Source organism: Streptosporangium sp. NPDC005286, assembly GCF_040607515.1.
Lineage (GTDB): Bacteria > Actinomycetota > Actinomycetes > Streptosporangiales > Streptosporangiaceae > Streptosporangium.
The window spans coordinates 12367-29392 of record NZ_JBEXGU010000120.1 but is presented as its reverse complement, the minus strand read 5'-3'; the positions used below and the strand labels follow the sequence as shown (position 1 = coordinate 29392).

Here is a 17026-nt window from a genome sequence, read left to right as displayed (position 1 = left end):
GCCTGTGCCGCCCCCGAGAGGGCACAGGCCGCGTCGGCGAGGGAGGGTCAGCGCGCCAGAGCCCGCTCGTCCTCCAGGTAACCCGGCCGCCCGGCGTACCAGCCGGCCACGAACTGCACCGCGACCACCCCGAGCAGCAGCAGGAACGGCAGCGTCCAGCCGCCGGTCGACTCGTGCGTGAAGCCGATGACCAGGGGTCCGGCGCCCGCGATGAGATATCCGGTGCTCTGCCCGAAGGCCGACAGCGCGGCTGTCGCCTCGGGGGTGCGGGTGCGCATGGCGAGCATGGTGAGCGCGAGCGGGAAGGACCCCATCCCGATGCCGACCAGGCTCGCGAAGAGCCACGCCAGGCCGACGGGCGCGAGCCAGAGGCCGAGGAAGCCGGCGACGTAGAAGACCACGAAGGCGGCGACCACGGGCCGCTGGTCGGAGAACTTCGACGCCACCCAGGGCACGAGGAGCGAGACCGGGATACCGATCGCGGTGAAGACGCCCAGCACCAGACCCGCCTGCCCGCTGCTGTAGCCACCATCGATGAGGATCTTCGGCAGGAAGCCGAACATGATGTAGGCGACCATGCTCTGGGTGCCGAAGTAGGCGGCGACCGCCCAGGCCAGCCTGCTGCGGAGCAGGGCACGAGCACTCGTTCCCTCGCCCGCGCCGCGCCGCTCCGGCTCACTGCGCGCGAGCGCAAGCCACGGAATGGCGGCGACGGCGGCGAGCGCCCCCCACACCCCGAGGGCAACATGCCAGTTGCCGTCGGTGGCCTGCTGGATGGGCACGGTCGCGGCGGCCGCGAGCATCGTGCCCACCGCGAGGGCCGTGGTGTAGACGGTGGTCATGGTCCCGGCCCTGCCGGGGAAGTGGCGCTTGATCAGGCTGGGGATGAGCACGTTGCCCACCGCTCCGCCCGACAGCGCCAGGGCACTGCTGTAGAGGAACACCTCGGCCGAGTCCACCATCGAGCGGATGAGCAGGCCGGCGCCCAGGACGATGAGGGAGAAGAGCAGGAGGCGGTGCTCGCCGACCTTCCTGGCCAGCGCCGGGGTCAGCGCGCCGACCGAGGCGAAGATGAGCACGGGGAGCGTGGTGAGCAGCCCGACTCCGAGGGCGGTCATGCCGAGGCCGGAGGTTATCTGGTCGAGAACCGGCCCGACGCTCGTGACGGCGGTGCGCAGGTTCAGCGCCGCGAGAACGATTCCCAGCACGAGCAACCAGGCGAGAGATCCTGTCGTTCCACCGGTGCGGCCCCTGGTCTGATGGGTTAGCACGCTCATGCTGGTTTCAGTCCTCCTCAGTGGTTTCATCCAATCGTAGGATGATTGGCTGACCACAACTTTAACAGGACTGAAACCTCTGTTTGTTCCTGACCGACGTGTCGGGGTGGAGGTGATCGAAAACTGCTGACAATGTGAAAGCCGGGCCACGCATCCCTTTACAGGGCGTGACCCGGCTCTCTCGCGCACCGGCGTGTCCCCGGCTCCGATGCCGAAGAACCCGGATGGTCAGGGCACCGGACATCTGGGGCCGCACCGGGCGAGCCTGCGATCCGGGCGGACATCAGGCGGTCATCCCGGACCCGCGAGCGTCAGATGCGTGGCCCCGGGGTGAGCGGCGGCTCCTCGCCGAGCCGGCGGCCGGCCGGCGGCAGCGGCTCACCGCCAGGAGGCGGAAGCGCGGACTCCGGCGGGTAACCCTGGCCCACGGTGCGCGGAGGTGCGGGCTCGTCAGAGCCGTAGCCACCTGTCGTGCCGGTGCCGCCGACCCGGGCGCCGTGCTCGTGCGGTCCCGGCACATCCCCGCGCCAGGCGCCGGTCTCGCCACCGCGCGACTCGATGAAGGTCTTGAAACGCTCCAGGTCACCGCGGACCCGCAGGCGGACGATCTGCAGCCAGTCGCCGACGGTCTCGACGAACCCCTCGGGGTCGTACTCCATCTGGAGCGTGACCCGGGTGGTGTCCGGACCGAGGTGGTGGAAGGTCACCACACCGGCCTGGTGCGGCCGCTCGACCGATCTCCAGGCCACCCGCTCGTCGGGGTGCTGCTCGGTTATCTCCGCCTGGAACTCCCGGCGGACCCCCGCGATCTCGACGACCCACGCGGTACGCGTGTCGCTGAGTTGCTTGATCGACTCCACGCCTTCCATGAATTCGGGAAAGCTCTCGAACTGGGTCCACTGGTTGTACGCGGTCCGGATCGGGACGTTGACGTCGACTGACTGTTCAATCGAGCTCATGACCGTGCCTCCCTTGTGGTTCGGTCGGTTCGGGAGGCAGACCTGCCCGGTGCGGGCCGGACCTAACTAGCGGCGCCGCAGAAGCCAGTAAAGCCCCAGGACTGGCAGCACAAACGGGATGAAGAGATATCCACTTCCATAACCCGACCAGACTGTGGCACGCGGGAACGCCTCTGGGTAGACCATGCTGAGCGTGCCGATGATGAGCACCCCGGCCAGCTCGATCCCGCAGGCGACCAGCGCCAGGGTCCGGTTCCCCCTGGCCAGCGCGACGGTGAGCACGATGTAGACGGCGGCGGCGAACGCCGACAGCCAGTAGGCCAGCGGGGCCTCCTGCAGGCGCGTCGCGATCTGCACCGCGGCGCGGGCCCCCGCGGCCAGGGCGAACACCCCGTAGACCGCCACCAGCGCGCGGCCGGGTCCGCTGCCGATCGCCGGCTCGCTCACGGCATCCCCTGCCAGACCTGGAGCAGCCGCCCGACCATGCCGGGAATCGCGAAGCCCGCCACCGCGACCACCGCGGGCCCCCAGCGTGAGCGCTCGCCGATCCCCCAGAAGGCCGCCACCGGCGGGATCACCACGCTGCCCGCCAGGTAGCCGATGAGCGTGGCCGAGCTCGCCGGCCCCTCGCCCCGCACCATCGCGGCGATCACGAACCCGGCCTGGACCAGCAGTCCGACCTCCAGCACCCCGAGCGCGACGAGAAGCACGGTGCCCATCGCTCTGTTCCGCATGGTGGTCAGGAGGCTGACCAGGCCGACCGCCAGGGAGAACAGGATCAGGCCGGTCGCGAGCGGGCCGATCATCGAGACCGCAGGGGATCGAAAAGCATGAGCAGTAGGGTACTGCCCGCCCCCCTCACCCCCTCCTTCACGGCGCCTATTCTGAGACCGTGGAAAGGATCCTGGTCAGCGCCTGCCTGATGGGGCGGAAGGTCCGTTACGACGGGGCCGCCAAGACGAGCGGCGACGCACTGCTGGCCGCGTGGCGGCGCCAGGGGAGGCTCGTTCCGTTCTGCCCGGAGGTCGAGGGCGGCCTGCCCGTCCCGCGCCCCGCCGCGGAGATCGAGGGCGGCGCCGGAGGTGCGGCGGTGCTCTCCGGGACGGCCCGGGTGCTGACCACCGGGGGTGCCGACGTCACGGCCGCCTTCCTCGCCGGTGCTCAGGCGGCGCTCGCCGTCGCCAGGTCCTTCGACGTGAAGGTGGCGATCCTGAAGGAGGGCAGCCCCTCCTGCGGCAGCCTGACCGTCTACGACGGCACCTTCGCCGGCCGGCGCGTCCCCGGTCACGGAGTCACCTCGGCCCTGCTCGAACTGCACGGCATCGCGGTCTTCGGCGAGGATCGCATCACCGAGGCCGCCGCACGACTGCGCGAGATCGGCGAACCCTAGTATTCCCACAGGTCTGTACGGCTCTCCCCGCCGATGCAGAAGACCGCAGAGCCGTGCTCTCCCTTGACCAGGTCGACCCGGATCCATCCGGTGGCCGAGGCGACCTTGGCCTCGTAGCCCGCGTTGGGGGCCGCGGCGATCAGACGGCACACACCGTTCTCGATGGCGAACGAGACCGAACCGCCCTTGACGTTCATCACGCGCAGGTTCTCGGTCGAGATCGACCTGGTCCTGGTGGCCGCCGGCTTGGGCGCGGTGGGCGACGGCGCACCGGATCCGGACGGCGAGGGGGACGGCGCCGACCGGGAGAGCCCGGCGTCCCGCGTGCGCACCGGCGTGGCAGTCCTCGACGGGGAACGGGCCGGCTGCGATCCGGTGGTATCCCGCGTGGGCGGGATGAGACGGGGCGCCGGGGTACGGACGGGTTCCGAGGAGGCCGTCGGCACGCCGATGACCTGCGGTCCCGTCGGCGCCCCCAGCGGGAGCCGCGAGTCTCCGGTGCGGCCGATGGCGGCGTTGAGGGGCTCGATGCTCGCGTCCTCGAAGACCTCGCTGCGGAGCACGTCGCGGACGCCGAACCAGGCGACCGAGATCGCCAGGACGGTGGCTCCGCACCACACCGCTATGAACCCCAGCGTTTGCCGCATGTCACGGATTATTACGTTACATGTCCCACTATTCACTACCGTTACACGATATGGCGACAGTTCTGGTGGTCGAAGATGACGAGTACGTACGGTCCGCGATCATTCAGGAACTCAGCAGGCGCCAGCACGTCGTGCGCAGCGCGGGACGTGCCCTCGACGCCCTGAGGGAGATCACCCAGAACCCCCCGGACGCGGTGGTCCTCGACCTCGGGCTACCCGATCTGGACGGGGCGGAGGCTCTCAAGATGGTCCGCAGCGTATCCAGTGTCCCCGTCATCATCGCCACGGCCAGGGACAACGAAGCGGAGATCGTCCGTCTGCTCCAGGCAGGGGCCGACGACTATCTGGTGAAGCCGTTCTCCGGCGACCACCTGAACGCCCGCCTGGACGCCGTGTTGCGCCGGGCGCGGAGCGCGACCCCGCCGCCGCTACTGTGCGTCGGCGCGCTGTCGGTGGACCTGAACCGGCGCGAGGCCCACCTGGACGGCGTCCCTCTCACCCTCACCAGACGCGAGTTCGACCTCCTCGCCTACCTCGCCGCCCGCGCCGACCGGGTGGTCTCCCGCAAGGAGTTGCTCACCGAGGTGTGGCAGCAGTCCTACGGCGACGACCAGACGATCGACGTCCACCTGTCGTGGCTGCGGCGCAAACTCGGCGAGAGCGCGTCCTCCCCCCGCTACCTGCACACCGTACGCGGCGTGGGGGTCATGTTGATCACACCGTCGTGAGACGGACCCTGGCCCTGCTCACCGTCGCCGGGACCTCGATGGTCGCCCTGGCCTTCCTGATCCCGCTCGGGCTCATCGTCAGGGAGATCGCCTACGGCCGGGCCATGGCCGAGGCCGAACGGCAGGCGTCGGCTCTGGTCCCGGTGCTGGCCATCACCGTCGAGGAGACCCGGCTCACCCACGCGCTGCTCAGCACGGGCGCGCAGGACCGGATCGCGGTCCACCTGCCCGGCGGCGGCTCGGCCGGCACCGTCAGGGCCCCCGCCGAGACCGTGGCCGCCGCCTCCCGGCTGACCAGGGCCATCACCGCGGAGATGGACACCGGCTACCTCCTGCTGCGCCCGGTCGCCCTGGAGGGCGGGCGGACCGTGGTCATTGAGATCTTCATCCCCTCGGACGACCTCACCCGGGGCGTCGCCGCGTCGTGGGCCGTGCTGAGCGGGGTGGCGACGGTGCTCGTCGCCGGCTCCCTGCTGGTCGGCGACCGGCTGGGCGTCCGGGTGGTGCGTTCGGCCCGGCGCCTGGGCAGGGCGGCGAGCGCGCTGGGCGCCGGAGATCTCAGCGTCCGCATCGAGCCGGAGGGCCCACCCGAGCTGGTCGCGGCCGGTGAGGCGTTCAACAGCATGGCCGACCGCGTGGTCCAGCTCCTGGCCGCCGAGCGGGAGATGGCCGCCGACCTGTCGCACCGCCTGCGCACACCCCTCACCGCGCTCCGGCTCAGCCTGGACCACCTGGGGCCCGAGGCCGAACAGAGCAGGAGCGCGCTGGGCCGCCTGGAGGCGGAGGTGGACCAGATCATCGCGGCGGCCAGGCAACCCTCCCTGGCGCCGGAGCTCGTCCACTGTGACGCCGCCGAGGTGCTGCGCGAGCGGCTGACCTTCTGGTCCGCCCTGGCCGAGGACCAGCAGCGCGCCTGGGAGTTGATCGGCGCCTCGACCCCCACGCGGGTTCCGGTCGCGGCAGGAGAGCTCAGCGCCGTGCTGGACGCCCTGCTCGGCAACATCTTCCGGCACACCCCCGAGGGCACGGCGTTCACGGTGACCCTGCACCAGGGCTCGGGCACCGTCGGCATGCTGATCGCCGACGCCGGCCCCGGGATCCCCGACCCGGAGGCGGCGCTGCGGCGCGGGAGCAGCGGCGCGGGATCCACCGGGCTGGGCCTGGACATCGCCCGCCGGCTCGCCGAGTCCACCGGCGGCACGCTACGGATCGACGCCTCCTCCCTCGGCGGCGCCAGGGTCCAGCTCTGGTTCCGCACCGACCGGCACGATCGGCCTCCGCGCATCACCCGGCGCCTGGTCCGCGGCCGCTGGTCCCGCGGGAACGCACCGCGTTGAACAGCCCGCTGAAGGTCACCGTCATGCTTGGCGGGAAGACCATCGGAGGTTGCGCGATAGGTGCGTTTCTTCCCTTTTGTGGGTCCTGTGCCGGAAACGGGCAAGGCTTGGCCGTCGCCCGCCTCGTTCGAGGGAGGCGAGAAGCCGCTTCCCTCGGGGAGCGGAGAAGTCGGACATTGGTTAGATCGCACGTAAGCACGCCTTAAGAGCAGCTAAAGCACGCTGTTTCGCCATTCCGGCTGCACGATCATGAAGGAGCGCGGAAGGGATCGCGTACGCCACCCACGTCCGTGATCCCTCGCGCGTCTCACCGGGCCGGCCTCACGTTCAGACGGAGGGCGCGCGGCCGGCCCGGCAAGACGCGCCGGGATCCGCGGCCAGAAACGGAAACCGCCTCTGCCCTGCACGAAAGCGCAGGTCAGAGGCGGTTCAACTGTGGAGCTATGGGGATTCGAACCCCAGACCTCCTCCATGCCATGGAGGCGCGCTACCAGCTGCGCCATAGCCCCTGGTCACCGCTTCGAGTGCTCTCGTCGCGGCGCTTGGGAAGCATATAAGGACACCGACATGTTCACCTAATCGACGGCCACACGGCCCGCGCCCGCCACCGGGGCGCAAGCCGCACCGGCGAGGTCACTCCTGGGTGGCCTCGGGGCTGTCGTCGCTGCTGACCGGCTCGGGGAGGGTTCCGGCGTTGTGCTCCAGCAGGCGCCAGCCCTTGCGCGACTCCTCCAGCACCGACCAGGAACAGTTTCCCAGGCCGCCCAGGGCGGGCCAGAGCTCCTGCGGCAGGTTCATGAGCTTGGCGATGCCGAGCCGGATCGCCGCCCCGTGGGAGGCGACGACGAGCAGGCCGTCGGAGTCGACCTGCGCGGCCCAGCGGCGCACCGCCGAAGCCACCCTGTCGGCGACGTCACCGACCTCCTCGCCGCCCGGCGCCTCCCAGGCCGCGAACTCCCTGGGCCAACCCGCGGAGATCTCCTCCCGGGTGAGCCCTTCCCACTGCCCGCCGCCCCGCTCTCGCAGATCCTTGTCGACCATGACGTTCAGGCCGGTGACGCGGGCCAGTGCCGAGGCCGTGTCGAAGGCCCGTTGGAGGTCGGAGGAGACGATCATGCTCGGGCGGAGCGCGGCGAGCAGCGAGGCCGCACGGGTCGCCTGCGCGATCCCGGTCTCGTCAAGCGGGATGTCGCTGTGGCCCTGGAAGCGGTGTTCGACGTTCCACAGCGTCTGACCATGTCTGAGACAGACGACGCGACGGCTCACTCAGCTACCGCCCCGCGGGCGCGCTGGGCGGCGACCTGGGTCACGCTGTCCGGCAGCGCGATGGAGGGGCAGTCCTTCCACAGGCGCTCGAGCGCGTAGAAGGTGCGGTCTTCCTCGTGCTGGACGTGCACGACGATGTCGATGTAGTCCAGCAGGACCCAGCGGCCCTCGCGCTCGCCCTCGCGGCGGACGGGCTTGGCGTCGGCCTCGATCCGCAGCCGATCCTCGATCTCGTCGACGATGGCGCGGACCTGGCGGTCGTTGGTGGCGGAGCAGAGCACGAACGCGTCGGTGATGACGAGCTGGTCGCTCACGTCATAGGCGAGGATGTCATCGGCCAGCTTGTCCGCCGCCGCCTCGGCGGCGAGCCTGACGAGCTGGATGGATCTGTCGGTTGCTGTCACGGTGTGGGTCAGTCCTCCTGCTAGTCGGCGCTGTCACCTATCAGGGTGCCCGATTCGGCGCTCGTTGAAGAGCCACCGTTTGAACAACGCCTATCGTGGGCCGCCCGATTCCGTACCGCAAACGGATTGGCGGTCTGATCGGGGGCGTACCGCGCGGTCGGGGCCGCGCCTGCCGATCTCGGGTGGGACGGGCAGGTGCCCGGGTCATTCGGCGATCAAGCCGGTTGAGCTGTGGACACCCGTCCCACGCAAACTTCTCGAATCATAGCGAAACACGTTCTGACTTGCGCCATTTCCGCAGATCATCGCGATTCACAGATTCTCTTCCGGCCTGCCCTGCCCCAACCGCCGGGGACGATCCCCCTCAGATGACGCCTTGCCGTAGAGGCCACGCTTGTTGATGTACTGGACGATGCCGTCGGGCACGAGGTACCAGATGGGCGCCCCGGCGGCCACCCGCTCGCGGCACTCCGACGACGAGATGGCCAGCGCCGGGATCTCCACCAGGCTGACCTTCCCCTCGGGAAGGCCGGGGTCGTGCAGGACGTGGCCGGGCCTGGTGGCGCCCACGAAGTGCGCGATGGTGAACAGCTCGTCGACGTCGCGCCAGCTCAGGATCTGGGCCAGGGCATCGGCGCCGGTGATGAAGTAGAGATCGACGTCGGGCCCCCAGGCAGAGGAGATCTCCCGGAGCGTGTCGATGGTGAAGGTCGGCCCCGGGCGGTCGATGTCGACGCGGCTCACCGAGAAGCGAGGGTTGGACGCGGTCGCGATGACCGTCATGAGATACCGGTCCTCCGCGGCGGAGACGGTCCTGTCGGCTTTCTGCCAGGGCTGTCCCGTCGGCACGAAGACCACCTCGTCGAGGTCGAAGTGGTGGGCGACCTCACTGGCCGCGACCAGGTGACCATGGTGGATCGGATCAAAGGTCCCGCCCATGACGCCCAGGCGCCGCTTCCCCCGACCGGTAGGCGCGTTCATCATGAAACGGACCATACGCGCAAGCCGTACAGAGCTTTTAATCACCCCCCGCGCGTGGCAGGCAGACCCGACGTAGCATGCCGGACATGACCACCACCCCGGATCGCAACCGCGTGCAGCTTCCCGGCATCAGCTCACGCGCCTACGAACATCCCGCTGACCGGTCCGCGCTGGTCGCCCTCCGATCGCTCAGCGGATTCGACACGGTGCTCAAGCAGATGTCCGGCCTGGTCAGTGAGCGCCGCCTGCGCCTGATCTACCTCGCCTCGGCCGTACGCACCGGTGACACGCAGTTCCGAGCACTGCACGACATGGGCCGCGACGCGGCCTACACGCTCGACCTCCACCGCATTCCCGAGGTCTACGTGCAGCAGAGCCCGCTGGTGCAGGCGAAGGCGATCGGTTTCGACGACCCGTTCATCGTCGTCACGACCGGCCTGCTGGACCTGATGGATTTGGAGGAGCAGCGCTTCGTCATCGGCCACGAGACCGCCCACATCCTGTCGGGCCACGCCGTCTACCGCACCATGCTCGACATCCTGACCCGTCTGGCCACGCGCGTGGCCTGGATCCCGCTCGGCTACATCGGCCTGCGCGCGATCGTGGCCGGCCTGGAGGAGTGGCACCGCAAGTCCGAGCTCTCCGCCGACCGCGGCGGCCTGCTCTGCGGCCAGGACCCCGATGCGGCGCTGCGCGCCCTGATGAAGCTCGCCGGCGGCTCGCGCCTGCACGAGATGAACATCGAGGCCTTCCTCGACCAGGCACGGGAGTACGACACCGCGGGCGACGTCCGCGACGGCCTGCTCAAGGTCCTCAACCTGCTGGGCACCACCCATCCGTTCGCCGTCTCCCGCGTGGCCGAGCTCGACAAGTGGCGCCGCGGCGGCGAGTACGACACGATCATCGCCGGCGACTACCCCCGCCGCGCCGACGACTCCAACGCGAAGATCTCCGAGGAGGTCCGGGCTGCCGCCCGCTCCTACCGCGAGTCCTGGTCGCAGTCCCAGGACCCGTTCATCGGTGTTCTGCGCGACGTGGCGGAAGGTGCTGTCAACGCCGGGGAGCGCATCTTCAATCGCTTCTCCCGCCGCGATGGAAATTAGCCGAGAGTTCCACCAAAAGGGCCCGGACGGGCCCTTTTTTATTCAACAGCTATGGCAGGACCGGAACGCGTTGCCGCGCCCCCTGAAGGTCAACGGTGATCCCGTGGGCAAGGGGACCGACCGCGGCGCCTGAACGAACGTGGGTCACATCACCGGCGCCCCGGCCTCCGCGACACCTGGGCCGCCACACCGTCCAAGGTCGCCTGAGCCGACGCGAACCCCACCACCGGCCGGGACCTGGCGCCGGGGGCCTCCCTGACAAAAGGACGCCCCCTACACGAGAAGGGCGATCGCGCGTACGGCCGCCGAGCACAGGGCGACGAAGCCGCCCAGCACGGCGAGCGCGCGCAGCCCCTCCTTGCGGAGCTCGACGAGCTCGGTGCCGATCCGCTCGATCTCCCGGCCGAGGAGACCGCCACAGACGACGCCGAACACGACGCCGGAGACGGCGATCGGGGCCGAGTGCAGCCACCACTCCGGTGGCAGCGAGCCACCGAGGGTCAGCCAGAGTGCGAGACCCGCCAGGGCGGCCGCCGGCAGCCCCGGCCAGGCCAGGACGGTCAGCAGCGAGGCGGCGAAGATCACCGGAAAGCCCAGCACCCGCAGGGCCACCCGGACCCTGGCCGACTTGCGCTTCCTGACCAGCCAGTGCCCGCCCCAGAGCGCGCGGGCCAGTGCGGCGAACAGGCCGGTGACGGCGAAGGTGGCCGGCGGCCAGATGACCGTGGCCACGACGCACGGCACGGCCAGCACCGCCAGCAGGAGCAGCGCCGCGTTGCCCGTGGGCAGCGGTCCTGCCCGGCCAGGGGCCTGAGCTTCCCCTGCCGCGCCGCCGGACCGTCCGCCCGCCCGGCGCCGGGTCGCCCGGCCATCCGCGGCGGAGGAACGCCCGCCCCGCGACGCCTCACCTGCCGCGAGAGCCGCACGCCCACCGCTGGACGCCTCAGCGGCCGGGGAGGCCTGACGCCCGCCCCGCGACGTCTCCCCCGCCGCGGGGAGCGCTCGCCCCGCGCGGGGCGCCTCACCGGAGGCGAGCGCCGCCCGTCCGCCACGTGGCGTGCCCTCCGCGGCGGCAGGGGGGCGTACCGCCCGCGCGGGCCCCGCCGAGCCTTCCACCGCCGGGGCGGGCGACCTTCCCCTGGCCGATCGGCCGCTCCTCGCGGGCTCGTCGCCCTTGGCGCGGGGCTTGGGACGGCTCTCCTGCTTCCTGGCTCCGCCGGGCTTCTCCCCTGCGGAGCCTGCCGCCTTCTGGGAGATCCCCGCCTCGGGCGAGGCCACCCGGGCGAGGCGGCCGAGGCGGCCGGCGAGAAGGGCCGCGGTGGGGCGCTTGGCCGGCTCACGGTGCAGGGCCGCGCGGATCAGGGGCAGCAGAGCTGCCGGGACACCCTCAAGATCGGCCTGACCGTTGAGGATCGCGTACATCTGCGCCTCGACCGTGCCCCTGCCGAAGGTGGGCCTGCCGGTCGCGGCGAAGGCCACGGTGGCCGCCCAGGCGTGCACGTCCGCGGGCTCGCCCACGGGCTCGTCGGCGAACAGCTCGGGGGCGGCGTAACCGGGGGTGCCGAGGAAGGTGCCGGTCAGGGTGAGTCTGGTGGCGTCCAGGACGTGGGCGATGCCGAAGTCGATGAGGACGGGCTCGTCGTCCTCGTTGACCAGCACGTTGGCGGGTTTGAGGTCACGGTGGACGACCCCGGCCGCGTGGATGATCGACAAGGCGGTGGCCAGCCCCTGTGCGAGGGTGAGCAGGCCGCCTTCCAGGGGACCGCCGCGCCGCACCCGCTCCAGGAGGGTCTCTCCCTCGATGTGCTCCATGACCAGGTAGGGCCGATCACCGTTGAGGTCGGCGTCGACGACGCGGGCCACGTAGGGGCTCTCGACCCTGCGAAGGGCACGGACCTCCCGCTCCAGACGCACCCGGGCCTCGGAGTCGGTGTCGACCATGTCGTGGAGGACCTTGAGCGCGACGTTGTCACCACGGCGGCCGACGGCGAGGTAGACCTCGCCCATGCCTCCCCGGCCGAGACGCTCCAGCAACGTGTAAGGACCGACCCGCCCGAGACGACCCATGTGACCTCCTGCGTCGGCCACATGGGTCAGGGACCGCTGCGCCTATCGGGTCGCTCGCTCCCGCTCGCTTCCCTGCTGTCCAGCCGTAGGAGACCACACCATAGCGGGCGAGTGTGACGTTTTCCCGATGGCACGCCGGACTCCCGGAAAGATCGGCATGGCGGGACGCGCGCCTCCTCGTGCGCCTCGTCAGGCTCGGGTCAGGCCACGGGCGGAGCGTCTCAGGGCCGGCGCGTGGGCTTGCGGACCGGGTCTTCCAGCAGGCTGTCGAGCTTCGCGGTGGGTTCCGCCGACAGGTCTCGGCGCCGGGTGCGGCGCCAGTTGACGTGTCCGCGGCTCTCCATGAGCAGCAGTAGCCGGTCCGCACCAAAAACGACAAAAGCTATGAAGAGGAATGCAACGACGATTTCCATGGAGTCCAGTCAAACCATAAGCGACCGTGATCACACGGAGCGACACACCATAACGCTCAGTGATGATCAAAGTCACCGAACGAGACCCCCGATGAACCTCCGGAGTGCCGACTACACCGTAGACCCCGGAGCGCCTGGCAGCGCGGTGATCCGGGAACCCCGATGGATCACACCCGTACCGTGCGGCTCGCGGAGCGTTCCCGACGCCGTTGGTCCTCGGCGTCGGGAACGCTCCGCGGCCCGCGCCCCTACCTCAGGCGGGCTTCGGCCGAGGCGAGGACCGTACCCTCGCTGGTGCGCAGGTGGCCCTCGCCGGTGTAGACCCACTTGGTCGAGGTCAGCTCCGGCAGGCCCATGGGGCCGCGCGCGTGCAGCTTCTGGGTGGAGATACCGATCTCCGCGCCGAAGCCGAACTCCGCGCCGTCGGTGAACCGGGTCGAGGCGTTGACCGCCACGGCCGCGGAGTCGACCAGGGCGACGAACCTGCGGGAGGCGCTGACCGAGCGCGTGACGATCGCGTCGGTGTGGGCTGAGCCGTACTTCCTGATGTGCGCGACCGCGTCCTCCAGCGAGTCGACCACGGCGGCCGCGATGTCCAGCGAGAGGTACTCCATCCGGAAGTCCTCCTCATCGGCGGGCACCACGTCACCGTACGCCGCGACGCGGGCGTCACCGTGCACCGTGACGCCCTCCGCCGCCAGCGCGGCCAGTGCGCGCGGCACGAAGGTATCCGCCACGGCCGCGTGCACCAGGAGCGTCTCCGCGGAGTTGCAGACCGAGGGGCGCTGGACCTTGGCGTTGATCAGGATCTGGATCGCCAGGTCGAGGTCGGCGTCGGCGTCGACATAGACGTGGCAGTTGCCCACGCCGGTCTCGATCACCGGGACCGTGGACTCCTCCACCACCGAATTGATCAGCGAGGCCCCGCCGCGCGGGATCAGCACGTCGACCAGACCGCGGGCCCGCATGAGCTGCTTGACCGAGTCGCGGGTCAGCCCGGGAACCAGCTGGACGGCCCCCGCGGGCACCTCGGTGCCCGCCAGCGCCTCCTGCATGATCCTGACGAGAACCGTGTTGGACTCGTACGCGCTGGAGGAGCCGCGCAGCAGGGTGGCGTTGCCGCTCTTGAGGCAGAGCGCCGCGGCGTCCACGGTCACGTTGGGCCGGCCCTCGTAGATGATGCCGATCACCCCGAGCGGGACCCGGAGCTGACGCAACTCCAGTCCGTTGGGCAGCGTGTTGCCCCGGATCACCTCACCCACCGGGTCGGGAAGGTCGGCGACCTGACGGACCGCCTCGGCGATCGCCTCGATCCTGGCCTCGTCGAGGCTGAGACGGTCGATCATGTATTCGGAGGTCCCGCTCTCCCTGGCCTTCTCGACGTCGAGCGCGTTGGCCGCGACGATCTCGGCGGACCCGGCCACGAGCGCGTCCGCGACCACCCGGAGCGCGGCGTCCTTCGGCGCCCTCGGCAGCGGGGCCAGCTCGGCGGCGGCCTCTTTAGCCGCCAGGGCTACCTTCAGGAAGTCCTCGGACATCTCGCGCTCCAAAAAGAACTAGTGGTGGGATTCCAGTATGACGATGTCGTCACGGTGGATGAGCTCTCGTTCGTACTCGGGCCCCAGGGCGGCCGCCAGTTCCCTGGTGGAACGACCGAGCAGCCCGGGGATCTCCCCCGCGTCGAAGTTGACCAGGCCGCGCGCGACCACCTGGCCGAGCGGATCGCACAGATCCACCGGGTCGCCCGCCGCGAAGTCGCCCTCGACCGCCGTGACCCCCGCGGGAAGCAGTGACTTGCGGCGGCTCACCACCGCCTCGACGGCGCCGGAGTCCAGGTGGAGCCGGCCTCGGCCGGTGGTGGCGTGGGCCAGCCAGAGCAGGCGGGTGCCCGGGTGGCGGCCCTCCGGGTGGAAGTAGGTGCCGACATCGATTCCCGCGAGGGCCTGGGCCGCGTGCGCGGCGGCGGTCAGCACCACGGGAACACCCGCCCCTGTGGCGATCTTGGCGGCCTGAACCTTGGTGACCATGCCACCGGTGCCGACCGCGCCGCCCTTGCCGAGCTCGACCCCGACGAGGTCGGAGGGCCCGCGCACCTCGGTGAGCCGGCGGGCGCCGGGGCGGCGAGGGTCGCCGTCGTAGAGGGCGTCCACATCCGACAGCAGCACCAGCGCGTCGGCCCTGGTCAGGTGTGCGACCAGGGCGGCGAGGCGGTCGTTGTCGCCGAACCGGATCTCGTCGGTGGCCACGGTGTCGTTCTCGTTGACCACCGGGACGATGCCCAGCTCCAGCAGGCGTGCCAGCGTGCGCTCGGCGTTGACGTGGTGCGAGCGGCGCATCATGTCGTCGGCGGTCAGCAGCACCTGGCCGACCCGCAGGCCGTACCTGGCGAAGGAGGAGGTGTAGCGGGCCACCAGCACGCCCTGGCCGACCGAGGCCGCGGCCTGCTGGGTGGCGAGGTCGCGTGGCCTGGCCGCCAGGCCCAGCGGGCCGAGGCCCGCCGCGATCGCGCCCGAGGAGACCAGCACGATCTGGGTGCCGGACTTCCGCCGGGCGCCGAGCACGTCGACCAGGGCGTCCACCCGGTCGACGTCGATCATTCCCTGCGGAGTGGTGAGCGAGGACGAACCCACCTTCACGACGAGGCGTGAGGCCTTACGGATCCGTTCGCGCGCAGAGTCCACGACACGCACCTTTCAAAAATGATCACTGGAAGAACAGCGGGAAGCGTACTAACCGAGCCGGTTGTCCGACCCGCGCGGCCCCTGGTGCACGGCCTCGGCGTTGAGCGTCGGCTGCCAGTCGAAGATGTAGCCGTTCTCCATGGAGCCGATGATCACTTCGGCCCCGGCCTTCGCCCCGGCCTTGGTGAGCTCCTCCTCGACACCGAGCCGCTCCAGCCGGTCGGCCAGGTAGCCCACGGCCTCGTCGTTGGTGAAGTCGGTCTGGCGGATCCACCGCTCCGGCTTGGCCCCGGTGACCTGGAAGGTGTCCTCGTCGATCCGGCGGACGGCGAATCCGGTGTCACCGTGCTGCTTGGGCCTGATGACCAGTCGGGTCGGCTCGGGGACGGGGGCGGCGGCCCTGGCCGCGGCGACCATCTCCCCCATGGCGTAGGTCAGTTCCTTGAGCCCCTCGTGGGTGGCCGCGGAGATCGAGAAGACCCGCAGCCCCCGCTCCTCGAGCATCGGCCCGACGATGTCGGCCAGGTCGCGGGCGTCGGGCACGTCGGACTTGTTGAGCACCGCCAGGCGCGGCCGGTCCTCCAGCTTGCCGTACGCCGCGAGCTCGGCCTCGATCGCCTCGTAGTCGCTGATGGGGTCGCGGCCCGGCTCCATCGTGGCGCAGTCGATCACGTGCACCAGCGTGTTGCAGCGCTCGACATGGCGCAGGAACTCGTGCCCCAGGCCCTTGCCCTGTGAGGCGCCGGGGATCAGGCCGGGGACGTCCGCGACCGTGAAGACGGTCGCGCCCGCGGTGACCACCCCGAGGTTGGGGACCAGCGTGGTGAACGGGTAGTCGGCGATCTTCGGCCGGGCCGCGGAGAGGGCCGCGATGAGGGAGGACTTGCCCGCGCTGGGGAAGCCGACCAGCGCCACGTCGGCGACGCTCTTCATCTCAAGCATCACGTCGAGCTCGTCGCCGGGCTCGCCGAGCAGCGCGAACCCGGGGGCCTTGCGCTTGGCGCTGGCCAGTGCGGCGTTGCCGAGCCCGCCGTGCCCGCCCTCGGCGATCACATAGCGGGTGCCCGCGCCGACCAGGTCGATGAGGACCTCACCGGTGTCGGCGTCCTTGACCACGGTGCCGTCCGGCACCGGGATGACGATGTCGGGACCGTTGGCACCGTCGCGGTTGGAGCCCTGTCCCTGCTTGCCGTTGTCGGCCTTGCGGTGCGGGCGGCGGTGGTACTCCAGGAGCGTCGCCGTGTTGGCGTCCACCTCCAGGACCACGTCGCCGCCGCGGCCGCCGTTGCCCCCGTCCGGGCCCCCCAGCGGCTTGAACTTCTCCCGATGGACAGAGGCGCAGCCGTTTCCCCCGTCACCGGCCTTGATGTGCAGGACCACCTGGTCCACAAAGTCCGGCATCTCTAACTTTCCTACCTCTATCTACGGGAACTTCTGCGGAAAACGCGAACAGGGGTGGACCGCCGAATGCGATCCACCCCTGCCCTCAACGTCTGTCGGTGCGAATCTACTCCGCGACCGGAACGATGCTCACCGCGCGGCGACCGCGCTTGACACCGAACAGAACGTGGCCTGCGGCCAGCGCGAACAGCGTGTCGTCACTGCCACGGCCGACGTTGTCGCCGGGGTGGAAGTGGGTGCCACGCTGACGAACGATGATCTCGCCGGCGTTGACCAGCTGACCGCCGAAGCGCTTCACACCGAGCCGCTGGGCGTTGGAGTCGCGGCCGTTCCGAGTGGACGACGCGCCCTTCTTGTGTGCCATCTCGCAAA

Annotated in this window: 18 protein-coding genes and 1 tRNA gene; 4 read left to right on the top strand and 15 right to left on the bottom strand. The window is 70.5% G+C overall.

Going from position 1 to position 17026, the window contains the following annotated elements; translation table 11 throughout:
- Positions 1-47: 47 nt before the first annotated feature.
- The 4 genes from ABZU75_RS32650 to ABZU75_RS32635 all read right to left on the bottom strand — a co-directional run bounded on the left by ABZU75_RS32650 (position 48) and on the right by ABZU75_RS32635 (position 3042).
- A complete protein-coding gene (locus ABZU75_RS32650; protein ID WP_355562644.1) occupies positions 48-1277 on the bottom strand; it encodes an MFS transporter in 1230 nt (409 codons plus the stop codon).
- A gap of 311 nt (positions 1278-1588) precedes the next feature.
- Entirely contained in the window at positions 1589-2236 is a 648-nt protein-coding gene (locus ABZU75_RS32645) for an SRPBCC family protein (RefSeq protein WP_355562642.1), read from the bottom strand.
- Between the two features lie 66 nt (positions 2237-2302).
- On the bottom strand, positions 2303-2683 hold the full coding sequence (locus tag ABZU75_RS32640) for a hypothetical protein (RefSeq protein WP_355562639.1): 381 nt from the start codon (positions 2681-2683) through the stop codon (positions 2303-2305).
- The gene (locus ABZU75_RS32635) at positions 2680-3042 is read right to left on the bottom strand and encodes a hypothetical protein (RefSeq protein ID WP_350928873.1); all 363 of its coding nucleotides are present in this window, start codon (positions 3040-3042) and stop codon (positions 2680-2682) included. Before ABZU75_RS32635 ends, ABZU75_RS32640 begins: the two co-directional genes overlap by 4 nt.
- 86 nt (positions 3043-3128) lie before the next feature.
- On the opposite strand from ABZU75_RS32635, the gene ABZU75_RS32630 reads away from it, so the two are divergent.
- On the top strand, positions 3129-3626 hold the full coding sequence (locus ABZU75_RS32630) for a DUF523 domain-containing protein (RefSeq protein WP_355562635.1): 498 nt from the start codon (positions 3129-3131) through the stop codon (positions 3624-3626).
- On the opposite strand, the gene ABZU75_RS32625 is transcribed toward ABZU75_RS32630, so the two are convergent.
- Entirely contained in the window at positions 3623-4273 is a 651-nt protein-coding gene (locus ABZU75_RS32625) for a hypothetical protein (protein WP_355562632.1), read from the bottom strand. The genes ABZU75_RS32630 and ABZU75_RS32625 overlap by 4 nt on opposite strands.
- Positions 4274-4323: 50 nt before the next feature.
- Between ABZU75_RS32625 and ABZU75_RS32620 the strand changes: the two genes are divergently transcribed.
- Together ABZU75_RS32620 and ABZU75_RS32615 are read left to right on the top strand one after the other, a co-directional pair.
- Positions 4324-5001: a response regulator transcription factor gene (locus ABZU75_RS32620; RefSeq protein ID WP_350928867.1), complete on the top strand. Its 678-nt coding sequence runs from the start codon at positions 4324-4326 to the stop codon at positions 4999-5001.
- The gene (locus ABZU75_RS32615) at positions 4998-6338 is read left to right on the top strand and encodes an ATP-binding protein (RefSeq protein WP_355562629.1); all 1341 of its coding nucleotides are present in this window, start codon (positions 4998-5000) and stop codon (positions 6336-6338) included. Before ABZU75_RS32620 ends, ABZU75_RS32615 begins: the two co-directional genes overlap by 4 nt.
- A gap of 436 nt (positions 6339-6774) precedes the next feature.
- Here the strand turns inward: ABZU75_RS32615 and ABZU75_RS32610 are convergent.
- The 4 genes from ABZU75_RS32610 to nadD form a co-directional block, all read right to left on the bottom strand.
- Positions 6775-6847, bottom strand: a tRNA-Ala gene (locus tag ABZU75_RS32610).
- Positions 6848-6971: 124 nt separating this feature from the next.
- Positions 6972-7604 (bottom strand): histidine phosphatase family protein, encoded by a 633-nt coding sequence (locus tag ABZU75_RS32605; RefSeq protein ID WP_355562626.1) that lies wholly within the window; start codon positions 7602-7604, stop codon positions 6972-6974.
- Complete coding sequence (gene rsfS / locus ABZU75_RS32600) at positions 7601-8008, bottom strand: ribosome silencing factor (protein WP_030924760.1); 408 nt, start codon at positions 8006-8008, stop codon at positions 7601-7603. The genes ABZU75_RS32605 and rsfS overlap by 4 nt, the downstream gene beginning before the upstream one ends.
- 312 nt (positions 8009-8320) lie before the next feature.
- Positions 8321-8992 carry a nicotinate-nucleotide adenylyltransferase gene (gene nadD / locus ABZU75_RS32595; RefSeq protein ID WP_355562622.1) on the bottom strand — a complete coding sequence of 224 codons (672 nt, stop codon included), beginning with the start codon at positions 8990-8992 and terminating at the stop codon, positions 8321-8323.
- A 74-nt stretch (positions 8993-9066) separates the two neighbouring features.
- Here nadD and ABZU75_RS32590 point away from each other — a divergent pair, with 74 nt between their 5' ends.
- Positions 9067-10092, top strand: coding sequence for a M48 family metallopeptidase (locus tag ABZU75_RS32590; RefSeq protein WP_350928858.1), 1026 nt, complete (start codon positions 9067-9069; stop codon positions 10090-10092).
- A gap of 273 nt (positions 10093-10365) precedes the next feature.
- Here the strand turns inward: ABZU75_RS32590 and ABZU75_RS32585 are convergent, their stop codons facing one another.
- The 6 genes from ABZU75_RS32585 to rpmA all read right to left on the bottom strand — a co-directional run bounded on the left by ABZU75_RS32585 (position 10366) and on the right by rpmA (position 17018).
- Positions 10366-12159 carry a protein kinase gene (locus ABZU75_RS32585; protein ID WP_355562619.1) on the bottom strand — a complete coding sequence of 598 codons (1794 nt, stop codon included), beginning with the start codon at positions 12157-12159 and terminating at the stop codon, positions 10366-10368.
- A 221-nt stretch (positions 12160-12380) separates the two neighbouring features.
- Positions 12381-12572 carry a hypothetical protein gene (locus ABZU75_RS32580; RefSeq protein ID WP_350928854.1) on the bottom strand — a complete coding sequence of 64 codons (192 nt, stop codon included), beginning with the start codon at positions 12570-12572 and terminating at the stop codon, positions 12381-12383.
- Positions 12573-12820: 248 nt separating this feature from the next.
- Positions 12821-14110, bottom strand: a complete 1290-nt coding sequence (locus ABZU75_RS32575; protein WP_350961697.1) for a glutamate-5-semialdehyde dehydrogenase — start codon at positions 14108-14110, stop codon at positions 12821-12823.
- An 18-nt stretch (positions 14111-14128) separates the two neighbouring features.
- A complete protein-coding gene (gene proB, locus ABZU75_RS32570) occupies positions 14129-15253 on the bottom strand; it encodes a glutamate 5-kinase (protein WP_355562614.1) in 1125 nt (374 codons plus the stop codon).
- A 48-nt stretch (positions 15254-15301) separates the two neighbouring features.
- Entirely contained in the window at positions 15302-16654 is a 1353-nt protein-coding gene (obgE, locus tag ABZU75_RS32565) for a GTPase ObgE (RefSeq protein ID WP_355562611.1), read from the bottom strand.
- A 106-nt stretch (positions 16655-16760) separates the two neighbouring features.
- Entirely contained in the window at positions 16761-17018 is a 258-nt protein-coding gene (gene rpmA, locus ABZU75_RS32560) for a 50S ribosomal protein L27 (RefSeq protein WP_030924780.1), read from the bottom strand.
- Positions 17019-17026: the final 8 nt, after the last annotated feature.

What these genes read in the sequence shown, in the direction of transcription:
- ABZU75_RS32650 (WP_355562644.1), bottom strand. Translation starts at nt 1,277, where the DNA reads ATGAGCGTGCTAACCCATCAGACCAGGGGCCGCACCGGTGGAACGACA.
- ABZU75_RS32645 (WP_355562642.1), bottom strand. Translation starts at nt 2,236, where the DNA reads ATGAGCTCGATTGAACAGTCAGTCGACGTCAACGTCCCGATCCGGACC.
- ABZU75_RS32635 (WP_350928873.1), bottom strand. Translation starts at nt 3,042, where the DNA reads ATGATCGGCCCGCTCGCGACCGGCCTGATCCTGTTCTCCCTGGCGGTC.
- ABZU75_RS32625 (WP_355562632.1), bottom strand. Translation starts at nt 4,273, where the DNA reads ATGCGGCAAACGCTGGGGTTCATAGCGGTGTGGTGCGGAGCCACCGTC.
- ABZU75_RS32620 (WP_350928867.1), top strand. Translation starts at nt 4,324, where the DNA reads ATGGCGACAGTTCTGGTGGTCGAAGATGACGAGTACGTACGGTCCGCG.
- nadD (WP_355562622.1), bottom strand. Translation starts at nt 8,992, where the DNA reads ATGATGAACGCGCCTACCGGTCGGGGGAAGCGGCGCCTGGGCGTCATG.
- ABZU75_RS32590 (WP_350928858.1), top strand. Translation starts at nt 9,067, where the DNA reads ATGCCGGACATGACCACCACCCCGGATCGCAACCGCGTGCAGCTTCCC.
- ABZU75_RS32585 (WP_355562619.1), bottom strand. Translation starts at nt 12,159, where the DNA reads ATGGGTCGTCTCGGGCGGGTCGGTCCTTACACGTTGCTGGAGCGTCTC.
- ABZU75_RS32580 (WP_350928854.1), bottom strand. Translation starts at nt 12,572, where the DNA reads ATGGAAATCGTCGTTGCATTCCTCTTCATAGCTTTTGTCGTTTTTGGT.
- ABZU75_RS32575 (WP_350961697.1), bottom strand. Translation starts at nt 14,110, where the DNA reads ATGTCCGAGGACTTCCTGAAGGTAGCCCTGGCGGCTAAAGAGGCCGCC.
- obgE (WP_355562611.1), bottom strand. Translation starts at nt 16,654, where the DNA reads ATGCCGGACTTTGTGGACCAGGTGGTCCTGCACATCAAGGCCGGTGAC.
- rpmA (WP_030924780.1), bottom strand. Translation starts at nt 17,018, where the DNA reads ATGGCACACAAGAAGGGCGCGTCGTCCACTCGGAACGGCCGCGACTCC.